Below are 21,237 nucleotides of genomic sequence, written 5' to 3' on the forward strand. Positions count from 1 at the left end.
TCTTGAAAAAAAGATACTTCCTACCTGTACTCGCTTTCCTTTTTTGTTTTTCGGCTTATAGCCAAACAGCTACTATAAGAGGAATTTTATTAGATGAAAATCAAGTTCCTGTCCCAGGAGCTAATATTACCTTTGGAAATGATGGAAATACTACTAATGGAAATGGTTTCTATCAAATTGAAATTCCCGCAAATCAAGAGGTAACTGTTGTATTCTCTTTTGTAGGGTTTAAGAATATTACACAAACATTTAATCTGCCCGCTAATGCAGACATAGAGTATAACCCTGTCATAAAAACAGATATTGCACAAATAGCAACAGTAACGATTGTTTCAAATAGAAGAAGAGAACGTGAGCAAGGAGTTGTGACACTTTCATCAGAAACAATTCGTAAAGTTCCAGGCGCCCAAGCGGGAGTAGAAAATTTAATAAAATCCTTACCTGGGGTTAATAACAATAATGAATTAAGTACCAATTATAATGTACGTGGTGGAAATTTTGATGATAACCTCGTGTATGTAAATGAAATTGAAGTATACCGTCCATTTCTAATACGTTCTGGACAACAGGAAGGATTTAGTTTTGTAAATAGTGACTTGACACAGAGTGTTTCTTTTAGTGCAGGAGGATTTCAAGCAAAGTATGGAGATAAATTAGCCTCTGTATTAGATATCGCTTATAGAAGACCTACTGGGTTTGGTGCTAGTGTCAATGCAAGTCTTTTAGGAGCTACTGCTTCTGTGGAAGGGGTTTCTAAAGATGGAAGACTTACTGCTATTGCAGGACTCAGATATCGTAATAATGGATTATTAGTTTCTTCCAGACAAACAGAAAGTAATATCAATCCTATTTTTGCCGATGCGCAAACTTTTATAACCTATAAATTTTCAAATAAATTTCAATTAGACTTCTTAGGAAATATTGCTATTAACGATTATGACTTTGAGCCTTTAAATCGGCAGACTAATTTTGGTACATTGGCAGACCCTGTAAGTCTATTAATTTTATTTGATGGACAGGAAGAAGATAAATACGAAACGTATTTTGGAGCACTAAAGGCTACTCAATTAGTCAATGAGAATTTAACTTTAAAACTTATAGGATCTATTTACCAGAGTCAAGAACAAGAGTTTTTTGATATTTTAGCGCAGTATCGTTTAGGTACTCCTGATAATAATATTGGAAGTGAAGATTTAGGAGAAGTTGAGTTTACGCAAGCAGCGGGAGGTCAATTCAGGAGTGCTCGTAACCTATTAGATGCTTTATTTGTAAACTTCGAGCATAAAGGAGAATATGTAAAAGGGGAAGATCAAATAGATTGGGGAGTTAAATACACACATGAAGACATACGTGATCAATTACGAGAGTATGAAATTATAGACTCAGCTGGTTTTGCAGTACGTCCTCCTATTCCTGATTTTGCAAATGACCAACCATTTACTCCTTTTGAGGGTCCTATCGAACCGTTTACAAGTGTACGTGCAAGAAATGATGTTCAGATAGATCGTTTTTCTGGGTATGCGCAATATACTAAGCGTACCGACTGGGGAGATAATGAAGTATCTTTTAATGTAGGTGTAAGAGCGCATCAATGGACCGTGAGTGGACAAGATATAGAGAGTTCATCGCAAGCTGTTTTTAGTCCAAGAGCGCAGTTTAGCATCAAACCTGACTGGAATCAAGATATGGTTTTCAGACTTTCTGGAGGGGTATATCAACAACCTCCTTTATATCGTGAGTTACGTAATGCTATAGGAGAAGTGGTACCTGATGTAAAAGCTCAGAAATCTATTCATGCTGTTGTAGGTCATGATTGGAGTTTTAATATGTGGGGAGGACAATTTAAATTAGTAAATGAAGCCTTTTATAAAGATCTCACCGATGTAAATACATTTACATTAGAGAATGTACGTTTACGCTATCGTGCAAATAACAATGCTACAGCGCGTATTTACGGTTTTGAATCTAGACTTAATGGAGAGTTTGTTCCAGGAACAGATAGTTGGATTAGTATAGGATTACTTCGCGCCGAAGAAAATCAAGATAATAGAGGTTTTATAGCAAGACCTACAGATCAACGATTTAAAGCAGCATTTTTATTTCAGGATTATATTCCTACCATACCAAGTGCAAGATTATATCTTAATATGGTATATCAAACAGGATTACCAGGAGGTACCCCTAGTAATGTAGATCCTTATGATTTTGAAGACTTACCAAGACTACGTGATTTCTTTAGAGCAGATTTAGGAATCTCTTACGTGTTTACAGATGAAGAGAAAAGAAAGAAAAAGAACTTTCCTAAAGGACATTGGCTACATCCATTTAAAGAATTAAGTGCTGGTTTTGAAATCTATAATATCTTTGATAGATTAAACTCAATCACTAATACCTTTGTACGTGATGCGAATTCCGGACAACAGTTTGCCGTACCAAATTTTCTAACGCCAAGAGTCTTTAATGTACGAGTGAATATGAGGTTGTAAGCAATTGAATACCTACATTAATTTTTTACCCATAGCAAAGAAATCAAAGTGTTCCTTCCCTATGGTAAAGTCGTGATTTCCTATAATATCAAACCCATTCTTTTTATAAAATCGAATAGCTCTCTCATTACTATTTAGCACAGACAGCCAGATATAGTTATAGTGCAATTCTGTTGCTTTTAAAAGTAGCTGATCTTGTAATTTATGCCCTATTTTAAAAGATAAAAAATCTTTTTTTACATAGATTTTTTGAAGTTGACAGACAGCTTTAAAATGTGTAAAAGAAGTCGTTGAATTTAATTTTAGTTTTGCATAACCTACTGGCTGTCCATTGGCAAATGCTAGCCAAAAAATAGCAGTCATTTTACGCAAACCTGCATCTATTTTGGTTACAGAAAATGTAGTTTCTAAATAGTGTTGAAGATCACTAGGATCTTTAAAGAGATGTCCAAAAGTTTCTGTAAATGTAATTTTTCCTAAAATAGAAATATGTATAGCATCATCTTGGGTAGCAGTACGTATTTCTATGTTTTTCATGAGCATTTATTAATTTTCGCGAAAGCGTAAAAACACAAACCTATACCAAAAAAATATCCTAGCTAGGCTAGGATATTTTCACTTTTAATATATTCTTTTAAGACGCCCACTACATAGTCGACTTCTTCTTTGGTATTATAGATAGAGAATGAAAAGCGTAAGCTAGGTTTCTTAAAGTCTTCATCATTTAAAACTTCTCTAAGCACATGAGAACCTCCTGTGCTTCCACTTTGACAGGCACTTCCTTTAGAGCAAGCAATTCCTTTCATATCCAATTGAAAAAGAAGTAATACTGCTTTTTCTTCGGCAATAGGAAGACATACATTAAGGAGGGTATAGGTGCTCTTTTCTGGATTACTACAATTCCCATTTAATTTTACATCAGGAATTTCTTTTTGTAGCTCTTCAGCAAAATATGCTTTTAGTCCTTTTACATATGCTCTTTCTTCGTCTAAGTTTTTATAAGACATATGAAGCGCCTCTTCTAGCCCTACGATATTATGTACTGCTTCTGTACCTGCTCGTAAACCACGCTCTTGAGAACCTCCAAAAATAAGAGGCTTCAGACCGCTATTTTTACGTACAAATGCAAAACCAACTCCTTTAGGTCCATGAAATTTATGAGCAGCAGCTGCAATAAAATCTACGGGGATTTCCTGTAAATCTAGCTCATAGTGTCCTACACTCTGTACCATATCAGAATGTACTAATGCACCATGTGACTTACATAATGTAGCAATTGCTTTAATGTCGATCATATTACCGATCTCATTATTCACATGCATTAAACTCACTAATGTTTTTGCGTCACTAGCTTTTAGTAATTCTTCTAAATGTTTTTCATCAGGAGTTCCACATTCTTTAAGATTTACAAATTGCAAATCTATTTTATGGCATGTAGAGACTTCTTCGGCAGCATGAAGCACGGCGTGATGTTCTATTCGAGAAGTAATGATGCGTGTGACACCTAAATCACGCACAGCACTATTAATGACTAGGTTATCGGCTTCTGTACCTCCAGATGTAAATACAATTTCTCCAGCTGTAACATTAAAAAGTTGGGCAATACGCTTTCGTGCGGTTTCTATTTGGCTCTTAGCCGTTCGGCCAAAAGCATGTGTAGAAGAAGGATTACCAGGCACGTCTCGCATAACTTCTGTCATGCGATCTACTACTTCCTTACGCATTTGGGTAGTAGCAGCGTTATCAAAATAAATAGAATTCATCAAACGTTGTAGTTTTGTTAAAAAACAAATGTAAAGGAAATAAAATAATTTTTGTCATTACTTTGCTGGTTCCTTTCTACTATTTTTGTTTAAAAATTCATTTTAATGAAAAAGTTTTTAATTGCGATCATAGCAATCTCTTGTTTAGCCTCATGTGATGATGGCGATATTATAGTGACTTCGTTTGATTTTGAAGAGCAAACTTTAGAACAATGTACAAATTTTGAATCTCAATTTGTGTTCTTTAAAATCAATCCTGATAATAATGAAAGTATTGCTTTATCGTTTAGTACTACACAAGATATTTTTGGTGCTGGTGATGGAGAAAACGCTAGAAGAGAAACTCCCATACCATTAAGCACTGGTGATAATGTAATTTACAGAAGATTTGATAGCAGTGTTACAAGTGATTATTTTTGTAATGCAATTCCTCCCGCAACACCTATTGTAGTAGAAGAATTTATAAGCGCCGATGGGGACATTACTGTAATTACAGATGGCACCTATGCAGATAGTGATGGGATTCCATCTGATATAGAAGATCCTACCGGAGAAGTAGATACTGATGGAGATGGCATTCCAAATATCTTAGATTTTGATGATGATGGCGATAATGTTCCTACTGCGCAGGAAGGGGTGGTTATTACCGATGGTGCGATTAATGAAGAACTTACAAGAGATACTGATGGAGATGGTACTTTTGACTACTTAGATAATGACGATGATAATGATGGTGTTTTAACCATCAACGAAGATCCCAATATGGACTTAGATCCTAGTAATGACAATTCAGATCCAGACAATGAATCTTTGGATGATTATTTGAATCCTGCAGTTACAGGTACGGTAAATACTGAATTATTCAGAGAGCATGTTTATTTCTTAAATGATATTGAAATCATCATCAATACTCAAAATTTAGATTTCAGAAATCAGAATGGAGAAGAAGTGATACGTGATATTCGTTCCTTATTATTTGGAGTTCTTACGGGAGTACCAGATGCCGAATTTACAACAACACCAACGTTTTAATTACTTACGCTGCGCATTTTGGTAAATATATACCTCAGTTGCGCCTGCTCCATATTTCTGATAATCGGCACTATAAAACTTAATACCATCGTATCTATTAAAGAGGTAATATAGTTCTTCTTTAAGTACACCCTCCCCTACACCATGTATAAAAACAATTTTAGAGATTTTTTTTGAAATTGCAAAATGTAACTGCCGTTCTGCGGTATCTACTTGTAGCGACAAAATCTCATGATTAGACATATGTCTATAAGATTTTACTAATTTTTCAATGTGCAAATCTACTTCCATGGGTGGAAGGTTACGTTCTTTAGGTTTGACACGAACAGACCCGGGTTTAACTTTAGGTTCTTTTTCAAGACCTTTCTGACGAGACACATTCACCAGTTGTTTCTTGATAGTACTACTTATAGCTGGTATAATTTCGCTTTCGCGAAAGCGTATAATGAAACCATCTGTAGTTTCTATTGTAATGTATGGCATATCTATAGCGACTATAACGCCATCTAGATCATCATCTAGTACCTGAATTGACTGTCCTATTTCGAATTTTTTACTCAAAACTGTGTTTTTGAACGGTAAAAATATACAAACTATCGAAAAGCTTAGCCCTAACAGAGAATTTGGGAAAAAAAAGTTAAATTTGTTTTTGAGTTTTTAAAGTAAATATTATGAAAAACCTACTTATTGTAGCACTAACTGCCCTAAGTGTTACAGCAAATGCTCAGTTATACGTAGAACCTACACTAACTGACGCTTCGTACATTTATGTGAATGACACATTTATTTATGTTGAAAAAGACGTAGAATTAGAAACGAATGATGTCACTGGTATCAACAACGTTGGTATTCCAAGTATATTATTACGTAATCAATCTCAATTATTACAAGGTACTTCTTCAGGTTCTGACGAACTAAACAAAGGAAATGGAATCTTATCCTTATTCCAAGAAGGAACTACCAATCAATACGATTATAACTTATGGGCTTCGCCTGTAGGAGTGCAATTAAATAATGATGGTACCACTCGAAGTGAAGGAAATGGTTTCTTCGCATTTAGAGATCCTGGTACTGTTTCTGGTTTATCTGTGCCACAAAGAGTATTCTTTGTACCGGTAGATCCAGATGGTTCAGGACCATTAACTGCAGAAACAAATAGTAATCCTGCGCTTCAAGCGATAGGCCTTAATGGTTCTGCTGGAGTAAATCAATTAAATATTGCTTCTTTCTGGTTATATGGATATGAAGCAGGAAACGCAACTGCAGATTTTATTCCTATTCAAAGTACAGGAACTTTAGAAGCTGGTTTAGGATTTACAATGAAAGGTGTTTCTGGTAGTGATGCTACTGCTGCTAGTGATGGCGTAGCAAATAACTTAGGAATACAAGGAGATGGACTAGGGCAACGTATTGACTTTAGAGGAAGACCAAATAGTGGTACCATTACAGCCACAGTACTTCCTGACACACAAACAATCACTGGAAATCCTTATCCATCTGCACTAGATTTAAATTATTTCTTATTACTAAATTCTGATTCTGGTACATTTAATACAACATTACCTAATGGAAATACTGCTAGCTTTACAGGAACAGATGTAACAGAAGGAGTTGCATATTTCTGGGATAGTGATCCTACAGCACAAACACACTTTATTGAAGAGTATCAAGCTGGTTATGGAATGTATTCTCCAATGGGACTATTAGCAAGTGACGGTATGTATGTCGCAGCTCAGTTTCTAATGTATAACGAAGCAGGTGAACCTATTGTAGGGTCTGAAACGGGTGTAGTTGGATTAGATTATGATAGACGTTTTTCTCCTATTGGACAAGGATTTATGGTCACAGGATCTGATTCACAGACGACAGACACCTTTACATTTACAAATGACATGAGAATCTTTGTAAAAGAAGGAAATAACTCTGACTTTAGAAATAATGAAGATAATGTAAATAACGAAGTTGTAGAAGCTGTAGGAGTAGGAACATACTATGAAAACATTAATAATTTCCCAACTTTTACTCAGTTTAAAGTAGGTGTTAATATTAATGATACATATGGTCGCGAACTTGGTGTAGGAATTCTTAACCATGCGACTAGAGGATACGATGTTGCGATGGATGGGAAAGCTGCAGGAACATTAGCATCTGATGTTACATTTTCTATAAACGAACAAGATAAATATATCATTAATGCGGTTCCAGAAGATGAGTACCAAGCGTTGATATTATCTATCAATGCTGAAACAACATCTGAATTTAGATTTAGAGCGAGAGATGTAAGAGACTTTAATTATGAAGGTATCTTCTTATTTGATACTGTTTCAGAAACTTATTATGATATCCAAAACGAGAGTGTTCTTTTACAGTTACCTGCTGGAAACTATCCAAAAAGATTTGAGATTCGTTTTACTAGAGAAGTTGAAGTAGATACTGATACTACAGAAGAAGAGGAAGAAGAAGAAACTACAGAAGAAGAGGAAACAACAGAAGAGGATTCTGATTGGGAAGAAGATTCTGATTGGGAGGAAGAAGAAGAGACTACTACCGAAACTGAAGAAGAAACCGAAGCTGAAGACACCAGTAACGACGAAGAAACTGAAGAAGAAGAGGAAAGCACAGAAAACGAAGAAACTGAAGAAGAGACTACTAATGACGAAACAGAGTCTGAAGAAGATGACACATTAAGTGTCGAAGAGGTTGTAATTTCAGAGAGTATCTTAGAATCGTTTACTATCTTTCAAAATAATACGACAAATCAATTAGAGATTAGAAACCCTAATAACATTACATTAACAAATGTTACGTTATTTGACATGACAGGAAAACAAATTTTCTTAGGTCAAGATTTAGGCAATAGTAACATATTTACATTCCCTACTAGTAGTTTAAGTACTGGAATATATATTGTAACTTTTGCTACTGAAAATGGGCTTACTAAAGCTCGTAAAATTAACGTAACAAACAGATAATATTATTCCCTTATGGAGGAATACATGCTACCTTGCGTAAACAAAAAGTATTTTGGATATGAATGTATGGGTTGTGGAATACAACGCTCAGTAGCACTCCTTCTAAGAGGTGAATTTATAGACGCATTTTATATGTACCCAGGAATCTATCCTTTGATAGCGCTCTTGGGTTTTTTAATAGTAAATCATTTTTTTACTATACGATATGCTAATAAAACTATTATTATTTTAGCTATATTAACAATCTCAACGATCATTATAAGTTATTTGATCAAAATTATGCACTAAAATTAACTAACTAAAAAAACACAAATTATGGAACAACAAAAATTACCTAATGTAACTATATCACTCGTATTAGGAATCATTTCATTTATAGCTTGTTGCTGTTCTTCTGGAATTGGTGGTATTATCTTTTCAGGAATAGCATTTTTCTTAGCTAATAAAGACAAAAAGACATTAGATTCAAGTGAAGATCCATCAATTTATACAAATGCAGGTCAATTAAACACAGCAAGAATTATTGCTATTGTAGGACTTGTTTTAGGAGTTATTTCTCTATTAATAGGAATCTACCAAATTATTGCTGCTGGTGGATGGGATGCTTATATGGAGCAACAAAGAGATGTAATGGAACAACTTGGATTATAGTCCAATATACTTTTCATATATCAAAAAGACGAACCCTAGGGTTCGTCTTTTTATTTGTATTATTTTGATCTCAGCTTTAATAACTTATGTGATAAAGTAATTCCATATAGAATGCTAAATAATTACTCTTATAATAACGTTTTGGAATCATCATGTAACTATACAAAACTATCTCTTGGCTAGCTTCAGAATATGAAATCCTTTTGCGAAGTCAATAATTCTCAGCAAGATACCTTATGAGCACTTTTCTCATTTGGTTTTATAACTAATACTACATTCTTAAATGCTTCTATTATACGCTTTCGCGAAAGCGTAAAAAAACCGCCTACATATCTAATGCAGACGGTTATTACAATTCAAGTTATCTTGACTTTATTAACTGAAAAGTATTTACTTCTCAAATGCTTTTAATGTTTTTGTAATGATCGCAACACAATCTAGTAATTGTTCTTCATTCATTACTAATGGTGGTGCAAAACGGATAATATTTCCATGTGTAGGTTTTGCTAATAATCCGTTATCACGTAATGACATACATATATCCCAAGCAGTAGAGCTATCTTCTGTATCATTTATAAGTATAGCATTGAGTAATCCTCTTCCTCTTACGAGGTTTACGATAGTACTTGTTTTTATATACTCATTCATTTTTTCTCTAAAAAGATTTCCAAGAACTCTAGCATTTTGAGCAAGATGTTCGTCTTTTACGACTTCCAATGCTTCTGTTGCTACTGCGCCAGCGATAGGGTTTCCACCAAAAGTACTTCCGTGTTGTCCTGGCTTAATCACTTCCATGATCGTATCATTTGCTAGTACTGCAGATACTGGATATGCACCTCCTGAAAGAGCTTTTCCTAAAATCAAAATATCTGGTCTTGCATAGGTTTCTTGTTGCTCACAATGTCCTGCGCAGGTACAATTTCCACAAACAGCAAGTAAGGCTCCTGTACGTGCAATACCTGTTTGAATCTCATCGGCAATAAATAATACATTATGCTCATTACATAATGCTTTTGCCTTACGCATATAATCATCTTCAGGAGTGTAAACACCAGCTTCTCCTTGAATAGGTTCTACTAAAAATCCAGCAATTGTTTTACTAGAAGTTAATGCTTCTTCTAATGCATTTACATCATTATATTCAATTTTAATAAACCCAGGAGTATAAGGGCCAAAGTTTTTACGTGCATCTTCATCGTTAGAAAAAGATATAATTGTTGTGGTACGCCCGTGAAAATTATTAGAACATACAATGATTTGAGCTTCATGTTCTGCCACTCCTTTCTTTTCATATGCCCATTTTCTTGCAAGCTTAATAGCTGTTTCTACAGCCTCTGCTCCTGTATTCATAGGAAGTACCTTATCGAAACCGAAATATTCAGTTACATACTTTTCATAAGGACCTAATGTATCATTATAAAATGCACGTGATGTAAGGGTAAGTGTTTTTGCTTGTGCTGTCATTGCATCTACAATACGAGGGTGACAATGCCCTTGATTTACTGCAGAATAAGCAGATAAAAAGTCATAATACTTTTTTCCTTCTGCGTCCCATACGTGTACCCCTTCTCCTCTACTTAATACGACTGGAAGTGGGTGGTAGTTGTGTGCTCCATATTTGTCTTCTAATGCAATTGCCTCTTGTGACGATAGTTGATTAACTGTTGCCATAATCTAAAAAATTTAAAATTAAAAAAACGCAATTCCTGCTGTACCTTTATCCTTTCGAAAGCTCGAAAATTCAGCGTAGGAGAGAAATCATCCTTAGAGTTTGCAATTTAATAAAATTAAGTGCTTAAAAAAATCATTCGTGTAATTTTGAAGAGAGTGTTGAAACTTGCAATTCTAATCGTTTTAACTCCCTTATAATACTATTCTTATCCATTTGCATCCAGATAAACACTTTAAGCATAGATACTATTAGCATACAAAATGTACCGCCAACTGCCCATTTAATTAATTCATTAGTTACATCTGTATTAAAAAACTGAACGGTACAATACACAAAAAAAACCATGGCAATAAAGCTCACAATATTCATCATAATAATGATCCATTTGTTTTTTCCATCAAAGACACCTCCTAGCATTTGGAAAACATTCTGTTCATCTAAGCTGTCATAAAATTTTGTTTCTTCTTCTGTCAACGCTTCTTTTATTAATACGTCTATTTCTTCATATTCTTTTCTCATGATTTCTGCTCTTTTAATAGTGTTTTTAATTTTTCTCTTGCGTAATAAAGTCTTGATTTTACGGTCCCTTTTGATAGTTGTAGAATCTCGCTTATTTCAACTAAACCATAAGATTCTATATAAAATAACCTTAACACATGTTGTTGCTCTTTAGAAAGTGATGTGATAGCCCGTTTAAGTTTTTCTTTAACGAGTAGATTTTCTGCAATATCTGTTTCTTCTACTGTAGATGTATTTTCTTTTGAGGCAATCCCCTGCTTCTTATCTTGAATTCTTTTACTTTTTCGATACCAATCAATCGATTTTTTAGTAACGATCGCTAATCCCCAACTTCCAAATTTATCAGGACATTCTAGAGTATCGATATTTTTTAATATTGTTATCCATGCATCTTGTGTGATATCTTTGGCTATATCAAAATCATTCGAATAATTATAAGCTTGTATGCAGAATTTTCTGTGCCATCTCTTTACAAGTACAGCCATCGCGCTTTTATGTCCTTTACAATATTGGACTACAAACCAAGCATCGTCTATTTTTTTAAATGGTTTCATATCACTTTCTATACTATAGACGACTCGTTTTGAAAAAGGTTCATTTTTAAAAAACGTTATATATACAGTTAAGGTAAGAATATTAAAATATACGCTTTAACGCTATGCTCTCCATTTTGGTCGTGAATCTCGCAAGTTTGCTTTCGCGAAAGCGTATAGACACAATACTATCATAAGTTATAGAATAGAAAAACCTTCCTAATTACTTAGGAAGGTTTTTTTTTAATACTATACGAGATCTTATTTACGATCTATAATAACTCGTTTCGTTATGATACCTTCATTTGTTTTAAAGCTAAATAGATATAAACCAGAAGGCAGATCTACTTCTAAACCAAAGTTTAAAATTCCTTTATTAGTTTTTCCATTTTTAATAGTCTTTACTAAGGTGCCATTCATCCTATAAATATCTAATTCAATAACAGAATCATTATGTATAGCAACCTCAACATCCATCATTCCTTGATTTGGATTTGGTGTAATAGATACTCTATCTTTAGGACGATCACTTTCATTTGAACACTTAGGAGCAAAAATAGTAGTCTCATACCTTCTACAATTCGGATCAGTCAACCCAGTTGGAGAAATGTACATCACCCAAGAAGGATCGTTTGCATTAATTGGACCAAGTTGTATGTTAGTTACATTACCTGTACCTGAATATGATATTTGCTGACTTCCTGCATATCCAACTAAATCCCAAGAAACCCCATTAGTTCCTAGAACATCTACGGTCATAAAATAATAATCATCACTAGGATCAAGAGGTGTGCCATTATCATTACAATCACCAGTAGCAACTTGTGCACTTATATTACAAGAAAAATTACAAGATGTTGGGGCTACTACTCCAAAATCAAAAAAGCAATTATCTCCATATCGTATTTGAAATCCTTCTGATCCATTAAGTACGAAGTAATTACCAAGATCTACATTATTTTCATCTCCATATCCGAAATAGATAGTTAATCCGTTACTATTAACGACTGTCCAAGGTTGTCCTTGTGTATTAAACACATCTAATGTGATATTATAAAAATCGTCTGTTGGATCTAGGGGTGTACCATTGTCACTACAAGAACTTATAGAGGTGAGCGCGTCTAATGCACACTCTTCAGCAGGTAAACATAAAATATAATCTTCTACTTCTCCACATGTAGGTATATCATTAAGGTCTGTGATTGGATTTTCACTTACTATGATTCTAATCACTTCGCCTCCTACTATATTTACTCCTTGAAGATTTATTAGAGTTCCTCCATTATTAGTAAATGTGTTGAATAAAAAAACAGAATCTACATATACTGACATAAATAAATCTGCAGCAGTAGTCGTCACATTGATCAACCCTGTACTGGAATCAAAATAAGGAATACACGTATTTGTATAATCTCCATAATTCCCTGGTGAACTTCCAGTTGGGTTTGAATATCCTCCATTAAGCAATTCAACATTTGTAATGTATGATGCACTTGCTCCTGTCTGAATTTCTATTTTCTCCTCAAAAAAATCACCGCAAGTATCTACACCTGTGATGTATACTAGAAATGTATCTAAGTTACTATCTGCAGGTATGATATAATTACCTGTATTTGAATCCCCCAATTCTGGACTAGAATAGAATACATTCGTTAGATGAGTAGTAGATAGATCTACTGTATCTTCATTACAAGCTAGAGTATAGACCAATGAATCAGTAATATCATCACCGTTTGCCGTTATCACTGTAGGTATAAGAGATTCTACTGTAACTATTACAGTTTCTAAATAATCATCACCACAACTATCTTTTCCAGTAATTTCAATTGAAAAACTCTGTAAGATGTTATTACTAGGCAACGTATAAATACCTGTACTTGAACTTCCCAATTCTGGACTAAAATAAGACACATTTGTTAGATTGGTTGTAGTTATTGCTACGGTATTTTGGTAGCAAGGTAATGTATACGTTAATGAATTTGTAATATCATCATTATTAGCTGTTATTACTTCAGGTGTCGGAATACAATCTGTACAGACTTTACCAGTATTGGTATAATCTACATTTTCTATCTCATTTACAGTAGTATCAACAAACTCTACAACGGTAACATCATCATTAATACTTATATCTGTACACCCTTCTTCCAATACCTCAACTTCAATTTCAAAAAGTGTAGTGTTAGTATCTATTATCATCAAAAAAGATGGGTCATTAATAGAAAAAGTTATTACACCATTAGATATCTCACTAAAAAAACCAGACATCATTGTATACTCACTTGATGTTAAATTCAAAAATGAAAGACCTGTAGTATTTGAAAATTTAATGGTCCCTTGCATAGTTAACAAATTCGTAATCCCTGGACTGCTACTCGCTGTCACAGGAACTAAGACAACATCTCCTACGTCTCCTTGAACACAACCAATATCAAGAGTAATTGTTTGTGCTTGCATTGTAAAAATCCCCCACAAAAGGACGATTATATATAAATAATATTTTTTCATAATTATAATTGTTATTTGCTCCTACTCTATTTGTAATGAGGCTTTTCGGATTCCACCTATCCATATCTGAACTTAATAATCTTACCTATTAAACCCCTATAGCGTCCTCTTCTACAATATTAGATACAACAGCTACTGGACTACAATTAATAGGCCGTCCACTCTCACTAGCGTTTCCAGTATCATCAGTGTCTGAATAATATGTAAAATCTCCAGACGTCCAGCAATAATACTCGTTTGCACCGCCAGCGATTAATTTACACTGCGATTCGCTTAAAATAAATTTTTCTAATTTTTTTAATTTTTTCATGTTAAAGTAATTTTAGATTAATAATTATAGATTGCCAAAGACCATTTATAAAGCCTTTATATCATCTATAAAGAGAAGGGTATCTCCTCTTTAACTTTTTAATTATTTTTGATTATGAATTTCACATCACGCTATCAATAACTATCTGAAATAAAATGATTACGATAAGGAAAGAAAGTCGACTTTTCTATCTCTAAGAACTATTTTAAAATAGTATTGATGTACTCGCATTTTAGTAATAGCGAGTTTTATTGAATATCAAAACACAATGATCTTGAAGCTTAAAAAAAAGATCTATTGCTTTGAACATTACAAAGATTTAATATTCTTACTGAACTGACAAAACAAGTGTCTCTCCATTACGTAATATAGAGTCTAGATTTTGTAAATTAAGAGCAGTATTTTAATGGTGTGTTTATAACAAAGTAGCGCTAAAACAAATTGTATAATAGTATTACTAACTATTAAAAAAACTAACTAACAAGGCATTAGAGATACCATCTATATAAAATTAAATCCTAGCTATATGATCAAAAGAATAGTTCTTACTGTTATCTGTACATTAATTTTTGGTTTCTCAGTAAAAGCGCAGCAAGAATATTATGAGCAATTAGATAAACTTGATTATAACACACTATACTCAAGGTTTGAACAATATTATAAGGAATTAGACTCTTTCCAAGCTACACGATATGCAAATGCATATTTTAATAAAGCACAGAAACAAAAAGATACAAGTCAAATAGCAAAAGGGTATTATTATAGAGCTATTCTCGATAAAAAAAATGAAAGAGTAGATTTATATGACTCTATTATAGCTTTAGCACCTACTCTTAAAAAGGATAACTTTCCAGCGAAAGCCCATCTTCAAAAAGGGTACTATTATTTTTATATGAATCAATATGACAAAGCGCTTGACAGTTATATAAGTTCAAGTAATTATAATATAGGTCCAAATAAAAAAAACCTCTCTTTTGATATAAATCTAGCTATTTCAGAGTTAAAAATTAGAATAGAAGAAAATCAAGAAGCGCTTGATTCATTAAAAAAGTACTGGAAAAAAGCAGAAGCTCTAAATTATAAAAATAAAAAACCTATCATCTATAATAGGATACTTTTCAATTTAGCTAATGCATATAGAAAATCACATCAAATAGACTCCTCAAACACCTATATAGAATTAGGGATTCAGGCAAACAATAGCTTAAGTAGAGACAAAAATAATTATTATTATTACTTTTTATTATTACAAGCCATTAATGAGTTAAATAGTAATTATACTAAAGAAATAACTCCTAAAATGGATACGGTTTTAGACTATATGAACCATATTGATTATAAACAATATAAATCTTTAGCATATTATTATATTGGAAAGTCACACTTAGAGCATAACAATAAAGAATTAGCGACATCTTATTTTCTAAAAGTAGATTCTCTTGTAAGGAATCCTGCTTCTATTCTACCAGAGACTTTAGAGGGATATAAATATTTAAAGAAACACTATAAAGAAAAAGACAGTTATAAAAACGAATTAAAATATTTAAAAAAAATCTATGTTTTTGATAGTATTCTTGATATTAATTACAAGTCAATAAATAGTACTATAAGAAATAAATATGAACTTCCTATTTTATTAGATAATCATAAAAAAACGATAGAAACTCTTGATAGTCAGAATCAAAAAACAAAAATCACACTTATTCTTTTATCTATTCTAATGGGTGTCACCCTTCTTTTTTTAACATACTCTCTTGTTCAAAAAAACAAATACAAAAAGCGTTTTAAACTTCTTCAAGAACAAGGTATCCCTAAAACACCTAAAATTAAGAACTCCAAAGAAAAGCCAGCCATTCCAGATAAAATTATTACAAAAACCAAAGAATACCTAGAACTGTTTGAAAAGGGTGAAGATTATTTAGATCACACTATAAATGCTGAGAAAATGGCAGAACTCATAGGAACAAATAGACCTTATTTTTCAAAAGCATTTAATTATTTAAATAACGAAAGTTTTAATGTTTACTTAAGAAACCTTCGTCTTACATATGCATTAGAGAGGCTAAGAGTTGATAAAACTTTCCGAAAATATACTATTAGAACCATTGCAGATGAGTCTGGTTTTAGTAATCCTGAATCTTTTTCTAAGTTTTTTTACAAGAAATATGGAATTTATCCTTCTTATTTTATCAAATCACTAGAAAAACAAAAATAATTAAGTCTGTATTACGAAATAACGAGAAGCAAGTGCTTTTAAGTAGCTGTAAATCAGAAAATATACTTTAAGTTTATGATATAATTTATAAACTAAAAGTAATATGAAACAAAAGAAAAAAAAATTAGCGCTTGAAAAATTTAACATCGCTAGATTAACAATTAACAAACATCTTATTTTCGGAGGAGGAACTACAGAACCTACAGATCTATGCGGAACAAATCGTTGTGACACTGAGACTTGTTCGCCTCAAAGTAATTCATCTCTAGAATGTGGTCTAGTAGGTATATCTGACGAATGCCAAACTCAAGGATTAGGATGTGGTAGTCATTAAAAATCAAATAATTTATAAGTATTTAATAACTTCAATGGGGAAGAGATTAAAAATAACACATACGCTTTCGCGAAAGCGTATATAGAAAATTTAAATTTTTAAGGTTACATGAACCCCTTCCTAAAAACTAGGAAGGGGTTTCATATACATACTAAAATACTATTCATATGGAGAATAGAATTTGTTCTAAAGTTGATCCTAAATTATATTTTAATGATTTTTAAGACTTCCGTTTTATCTTTCGAATCAACTCTCAAAAAATAAACTCCTTTATCATAGGTTGACATATCAACATCAAACTGATTATTCGCTACTCGTGACGAGTACATTACTTTTCCAAGCGCACTGAAAATGCTTATATCAACCACCTCTTGAAGAGTATTAGTGGTTATAGTAAGTACATCTTTTGTAGGATTGGGATATGCTTTTACTGAAAATGATTCAGGTATATCAATCACATTTAGTATTTCATCAGTAGTATTGAACACTTGTTTTTGAACTAGCTCCTCTCCTTTATTATTTTCTGTAAATTTTAATTCATTTGAACTTAATTCGTGACGTATAAAAAAGGCATTGGAAACAAAAGCGCTTGATCCTGTAGCGCCTAAATCACCACTTGCAGGAGAACCATATAAGTAAGACAACCTTCCAATATAATCCCCTGTAATGTATCCATATCCGTTTTCACCAACACTTATTCGCGTGGGTCTATGATGTCCATCATTTTGATTCAATGTTGTATTGACTAAATTAGGAGCATACCAATTTCCATTTGTAATATCTATTCGACCAATAAATACCTGATTACTGGTTGTTGTAGGATTATTACCTATAGTCCCTAATGAAGTTTCAACATTTCCATTTCCATAGGATCCTATAAGTGCTACATTTGTATCATATGCATCAATTCCTGTAATAGCAACTCTGGAATTTGTATTCCATATATTCTCAAATTTAACGATACCACCAGCCCATTTATAAGAAAAAATAAATCCATTCGTAAAAGAAGAATTAGCATAAGAAGTAGCTGATCCTGATCCAAATGAAAATGGCGAAGCTGTTTCTCCTTGATAATTCCCTCCAATATAAAAATAATCAGCATTACGAGTTATTGTGGTCCCTTCTGCTTGTTGTCCTTGTCCTATTCCAAATTTTCTTACCCCAAATCCACTTACATAACCATCTGAATTTACGGTTGTAAAAAAACCATCTTTAAGTGCTGGAGTAGAAAAACCGACAGTCGTTCCTGAAGGACTTAATAAACTAAAGTCACTAGAAAAACTACCCGTAATCATTAATAATCCATTACTTGGATGAAGTACAATATCATTTGCAACATGATGCTCACTTTCATTTAAAGACTGGCGACTCCAAAGTGAAAAAAACTGATCCATACTTGGGGAGTACTTTGTTTTTGAGAAAAAGACTTCAGGCCTAAAATTATTGTTCAAATCTGAACGACCACAAACGTATACCTCTTTATCTCCCGAAGGTGACGAATACAAAGCTCTTCCTTCTCTCCTTATTAATGTATTATCAATTGCATTCACATGACCAAAAGTACCAGTGTTAGGTCCATCAATTGCTAAAAGACAAACATTGCCTATTGCGGTAGCAAAACCATTAGCATTTGTTCCAAAGGTAAAAGATGTCAAATTTGGATATACTGTTTTAAACCTAGCTTCTGGTGTATAGTTTACTCCAACAAATAATTCATCATCATTCTTCACAATTCCAAATCCTTTGCTATTATGATTTATCCCCTGAAATTCGTCATAAATCACCCATTGTAATTCACCACATTCATTATAACAGACTGCATAGAATTTCTCATCTTGTGGAGTTGTTGTCACTAAACCTATTGAATTTCCAAAAGCGTCTCTGAATGTTGTTTCTTTAAAGAATGACCCCGTTGAATATACATAACCGTATTTATCTGTATAAATATCATTTCCAGTATCTCCCTGATCACCAGATGCAACTGCATTTGATGTTGTGTTATGCCACCCATCATTCTGCTGAACTGTAATTGTTCTGGTAATGGTCGTTGAACAACCCGCTTGATTTTCGCAAGTGATTTCTATCGTATGTATACCTACACCGGCATTCAATGCATCAAATTGATTTTGTGGATTAACATAAGGACTTATTATTTGACAATTTGCGCCAATAGTAGTCCCTACATTAATTGGAACAGGTCCAGAATAGTCACACAAATCAATCACGAGATTAGAAGCAATAATAGCTGGAGACGCTTCGACAATAATTTCCATTTGTGCAGTACTAACTATTCCTGTTAATGGATCGGTATAGGAATATTCAACAATATGACTTCCTGTACCGGCTGCACTTGGGTCAAAATTATACCCTGTAAATGTCCCAACACTATTTGTAAAAGTATTTGTTATAACTCCATTGGGTAGTGCCGTAAAAGATCCATTTGTACTTATTCCTCCTGAGACATATGAATCTATAGGTGTAAAGTAGTTATTTGTCCAAAAAACATTATTTACTGGTAAACTTTGTGTTGTTGTTCCATAAGTTGTCCCTAAATTAAATGGCGCATCTGTTGTGCAAAGATGTATTATTGGCTGGGTGGCCACTACTGGTTCTATGGAAGCGGATAGTTTATGGACAAATATGTCCTGCCCTCCAAATTCTGTTTCGATAGCAAATGTTGCACCATGATCAAAGTCAACGGTTCCTGAAAAAGAACCTGTTGTGTAAATACCTCCTGTATTATCCGTAGTACTTCCTCTAACATAAGGAGTATCTATTATATTATTCACCCATAAAAAATCACCTATGCTGTCTAACTTTAGAGTAAAAAGTGCATTTGCTGTTATTATATGTGTTGCTCCTGGATTAGGGTCTGGATTAAAATCCACAGTACCTGCAGTTGGGCCAACAATATAAACCCCTCCTAAGTGACAGGATATTCTCCAACTCTCATCACCTAACGCATATGCGCCAAAATCTATTTGCTTAACCCATATCAGATTACCAAATGAGTCTAATTTTTGTATAAAAATATTAGTAGCTCCTATGCCATCTATAATACTTTGAGTTACATTTGGGTCGAAATCAATTTCGCCTGTAAAATGTCCAACAATGTATATGTTATCCATATCATCAATACTAAGATCAATTCCACCACTAGTTCCTATTATTCCCGTTGAAGATGTATGTGATTCCATCTGTTTTGCTGAAATAAAACTTCCTGTCGAACTTAACACTTGTACAAATGCAATAGGCGCATATGATATAGTTCCTGGTAATCCTGATTGTAAAATAGGAGAGTTAAAAATAGCAGTATTCACTATATGGGGATCAAGATCAACTTCTCCATGAAATCTACCTGTGGCAACAATATTACCTAAACTATTTATTTCTATATCATTTGTCGTTTGTCCACCAGTCCCTTGACTACTAACTGCCCAAAGATAATTACCATTAGTGTCTAATTTCTGTATAAATTGACTAAAAAAAGGTGAAAAAGGGATTGTAGAAGAATCAGAGAAATTATCGACTGCCATTGGATTAGTATCTGGATTGAGATCTACAGTACCTTTAAAATCACCTAACGTATAAATATTTCCAGAAGAATCTGTAGTAACATCTTTTCCACGAACACTAGTCATTGTCTTTACCCAAAGAAAATCACCATTTGTATCTAACTTTAATACAAATGTATTAGTTAGAGTATTACTATTATCATAAAAAACGGTTTGAAAAGTTTCGTAATGAACTCCGATACCAGGATCAAAATCAACTGTACCTCTAAATGATCCAACTACAATCACATTTCCAAAAGGATCTATGGTTATTCCGAAACCTTCATCATCTCCTTCTGCTCCAATACTTTTTGCCCAAATTAAATCTCCTGAAGAATTCATTTTTTGAATAAACACGTCCTTTCTAATAGTTCCATTAGCCGTCAAATTCGTTGTACCAGCCCCTGTATCAAAATCAGCTGTGCCAGAAAAAAAGCCTGTTGTATAAACATTCCCATTTGAATCAGTCGCAATAGCATTTGCTTGATCATGACCAAGCCATCCATTTCCAGAAGTTACACTCCCCATTGTTTTAACCCATTCAAAATTTTGAGCTTTAGAACTCCTGCTAAAAGCAATTAATATCAGTAATAATATTATTTTTTTCATTTTATATATTTATGAATTAACTTATTAAATACTTACTCATTCGCTTTTCGGTAACCGCGACTTTATTTCATAAGTTTAA

The 21,237-nt window shown here is 33.3% G+C and carries 16 protein-coding genes; 7 read left to right on the plus strand and 9 right to left on the minus strand.

The features are described from left to right. The first annotated feature begins 2 nt into the window (after positions 1-2). Positions 3-2,486, plus strand: coding sequence for a carboxypeptidase-like regulatory domain-containing protein (locus tag Q1A01_RS21265; protein WP_299684901.1), 2,484 nt, complete (start codon positions 3-5; stop codon positions 2,484-2,486). A gap of 12 nt (positions 2,487-2,498) precedes the next feature. Here the strand turns inward: Q1A01_RS21265 and Q1A01_RS21270 are convergent, their stop codons facing one another. Together Q1A01_RS21270 and Q1A01_RS21275 are read right to left on the minus strand one after the other, a co-directional pair. After that, positions 2,499-3,023 (minus strand): GNAT family N-acetyltransferase, encoded by a 525-nt coding sequence (locus Q1A01_RS21270; RefSeq protein ID WP_299684903.1) that lies wholly within the window; start codon positions 3,021-3,023, stop codon positions 2,499-2,501. 62 nt (positions 3,024-3,085) lie between these two features. Further along, complete coding sequence (locus Q1A01_RS21275) at positions 3,086-4,249, minus strand: cysteine desulfurase family protein (protein WP_299684905.1); 1,164 nt, start codon at positions 4,247-4,249, stop codon at positions 3,086-3,088. 105 nt (positions 4,250-4,354) lie between these two features. Between Q1A01_RS21275 and Q1A01_RS21280 the strand changes: the two genes are divergently transcribed. Further along, the gene (locus tag Q1A01_RS21280; protein ID WP_299684907.1) at positions 4,355-5,281 is read left to right on the plus strand and encodes a hypothetical protein; all 927 of its coding nucleotides are present in this window, start codon (positions 4,355-4,357) and stop codon (positions 5,279-5,281) included. Here the strand turns inward: Q1A01_RS21280 and Q1A01_RS21285 are convergent, their stop codons facing one another. Continuing rightward, on the minus strand, positions 5,282-5,842 hold the full coding sequence (locus tag Q1A01_RS21285) for a Smr/MutS family protein (protein ID WP_299684909.1): 561 nt from the start codon (positions 5,840-5,842) through the stop codon (positions 5,282-5,284). A 110-nt stretch (positions 5,843-5,952) separates the two neighbouring features. On the opposite strand from Q1A01_RS21285, the gene Q1A01_RS21290 reads away from it, so the two are divergent. The 3 genes from Q1A01_RS21290 to Q1A01_RS21300 are packed head-to-tail and all read left to right on the plus strand — an operon-like array spanning position 5,953 to position 8,904. Continuing rightward, positions 5,953-8,253, plus strand: a complete 2,301-nt coding sequence (locus Q1A01_RS21290) for a T9SS type A sorting domain-containing protein (protein WP_299684911.1) — start codon at positions 5,953-5,955, stop codon at positions 8,251-8,253. A 24-nt stretch (positions 8,254-8,277) separates the two neighbouring features. Further along, positions 8,278-8,541 carry a DUF2752 domain-containing protein gene (locus Q1A01_RS21295; RefSeq protein WP_366520123.1) on the plus strand — a complete coding sequence of 88 codons (264 nt, stop codon included), beginning with the start codon at positions 8,278-8,280 and terminating at the stop codon, positions 8,539-8,541. Positions 8,542-8,568: 27 nt separating this feature from the next. Further along, on the plus strand, positions 8,569-8,904 hold the full coding sequence (locus Q1A01_RS21300) for a CCC motif membrane protein (RefSeq protein WP_299684915.1): 336 nt from the start codon (positions 8,569-8,571) through the stop codon (positions 8,902-8,904). A 390-nt stretch (positions 8,905-9,294) separates the two neighbouring features. Here the strand turns inward: Q1A01_RS21300 and rocD are convergent, their stop codons facing one another. From rocD to Q1A01_RS21325, 5 genes are all read right to left on the minus strand, one after another. Beyond that, positions 9,295-10,575 (minus strand): ornithine--oxo-acid transaminase, encoded by a 1,281-nt coding sequence (gene rocD / locus Q1A01_RS21305; RefSeq protein WP_299684917.1) that lies wholly within the window; start codon positions 10,573-10,575, stop codon positions 9,295-9,297. Between the two features lie 133 nt (positions 10,576-10,708). Continuing rightward, positions 10,709-11,095 carry a DUF6768 family protein gene (locus Q1A01_RS21310; RefSeq protein WP_299684919.1) on the minus strand — a complete coding sequence of 129 codons (387 nt, stop codon included), beginning with the start codon at positions 11,093-11,095 and terminating at the stop codon, positions 10,709-10,711. Continuing rightward, a complete protein-coding gene (locus Q1A01_RS21315; RefSeq protein ID WP_299684921.1) occupies positions 11,092-11,649 on the minus strand; it encodes an RNA polymerase sigma factor in 558 nt (185 codons plus the stop codon). The genes Q1A01_RS21310 and Q1A01_RS21315 overlap by 4 nt, the downstream gene beginning before the upstream one ends. A 240-nt stretch (positions 11,650-11,889) precedes the next feature. Further along, entirely contained in the window at positions 11,890-14,136 is a 2,247-nt protein-coding gene (locus Q1A01_RS21320; protein WP_299684923.1) for a T9SS type A sorting domain-containing protein, read from the minus strand. Positions 14,137-14,224: 88 nt separating this feature from the next. Then, complete coding sequence (locus Q1A01_RS21325; RefSeq protein ID WP_299684925.1) at positions 14,225-14,446, minus strand: hypothetical protein; 222 nt, start codon at positions 14,444-14,446, stop codon at positions 14,225-14,227. Between the two features lie 526 nt (positions 14,447-14,972). Here Q1A01_RS21325 and Q1A01_RS21330 point away from each other — a divergent pair. Then, the gene (locus tag Q1A01_RS21330) at positions 14,973-16,661 is read left to right on the plus strand and encodes an AraC family transcriptional regulator (protein ID WP_299684927.1); all 1,689 of its coding nucleotides are present in this window, start codon (positions 14,973-14,975) and stop codon (positions 16,659-16,661) included. 103 nt (positions 16,662-16,764) lie between these two features. Continuing rightward, positions 16,765-16,995: a hypothetical protein gene (locus Q1A01_RS21335; RefSeq protein ID WP_299684929.1), complete on the plus strand. Its 231-nt coding sequence runs from the start codon at positions 16,765-16,767 to the stop codon at positions 16,993-16,995. 203 nt (positions 16,996-17,198) lie between these two features. Here Q1A01_RS21335 and Q1A01_RS21340 read toward each other — a convergent pair whose 3' ends face one another. Beyond that, positions 17,199-21,158, minus strand: a complete 3,960-nt coding sequence (locus tag Q1A01_RS21340) for a T9SS type A sorting domain-containing protein (protein ID WP_299684931.1) — start codon at positions 21,156-21,158, stop codon at positions 17,199-17,201. Positions 21,159-21,237: the final 79 nt, after the last annotated feature.

Source organism: uncultured Dokdonia sp. (assembly GCF_947492815.1).
Taxonomy (GTDB): Bacteria; Bacteroidota; Bacteroidia; order Flavobacteriales; family Flavobacteriaceae; genus Dokdonia.

What these genes read in the sequence shown, in the direction of transcription:
- Q1A01_RS21300 (WP_299684915.1), top strand. Translation starts at nt 8,569, where the DNA reads ATGGAACAACAAAAATTACCTAATGTAACTATATCACTCGTATTAGGA.
- Q1A01_RS21325 (WP_299684925.1), bottom strand. Translation starts at nt 14,446, where the DNA reads ATGAAAAAATTAAAAAAATTAGAAAAATTTATTTTAAGCGAATCGCAG.
- Q1A01_RS21320 (WP_299684923.1), bottom strand. Translation starts at nt 14,136, where the DNA reads ATGAAAAAATATTATTTATATATAATCGTCCTTTTGTGGGGGATTTTT.
- Q1A01_RS21290 (WP_299684911.1), top strand. Translation starts at nt 5,953, where the DNA reads ATGAAAAACCTACTTATTGTAGCACTAACTGCCCTAAGTGTTACAGCA.
- Q1A01_RS21270 (WP_299684903.1), bottom strand. Translation starts at nt 3,023, where the DNA reads ATGAAAAACATAGAAATACGTACTGCTACCCAAGATGATGCTATACAT.
- rocD (WP_299684917.1), bottom strand. Translation starts at nt 10,575, where the DNA reads ATGGCAACAGTTAATCAACTATCGTCACAAGAGGCAATTGCATTAGAA.
- Q1A01_RS21330 (WP_299684927.1), top strand. Translation starts at nt 14,973, where the DNA reads ATGATCAAAAGAATAGTTCTTACTGTTATCTGTACATTAATTTTTGGT.
- Q1A01_RS21275 (WP_299684905.1), bottom strand. Translation starts at nt 4,249, where the DNA reads ATGAATTCTATTTATTTTGATAACGCTGCTACTACCCAAATGCGTAAG.
- Q1A01_RS21295 (WP_366520123.1), top strand. Translation starts at nt 8,278, where the DNA reads ATGCTACCTTGCGTAAACAAAAAGTATTTTGGATATGAATGTATGGGT.
- Q1A01_RS21315 (WP_299684921.1), bottom strand. Translation starts at nt 11,649, where the DNA reads ATGAAACCATTTAAAAAAATAGACGATGCTTGGTTTGTAGTCCAATAT.
- Q1A01_RS21280 (WP_299684907.1), top strand. Translation starts at nt 4,355, where the DNA reads ATGAAAAAGTTTTTAATTGCGATCATAGCAATCTCTTGTTTAGCCTCA.
- Q1A01_RS21335 (WP_299684929.1), top strand. Translation starts at nt 16,765, where the DNA reads ATGAAACAAAAGAAAAAAAAATTAGCGCTTGAAAAATTTAACATCGCT.
- Q1A01_RS21310 (WP_299684919.1), bottom strand. Translation starts at nt 11,095, where the DNA reads ATGAGAAAAGAATATGAAGAAATAGACGTATTAATAAAAGAAGCGTTG.
- Q1A01_RS21340 (WP_299684931.1), bottom strand. Translation starts at nt 21,158, where the DNA reads ATGAAAAAAATAATATTATTACTGATATTAATTGCTTTTAGCAGGAGT.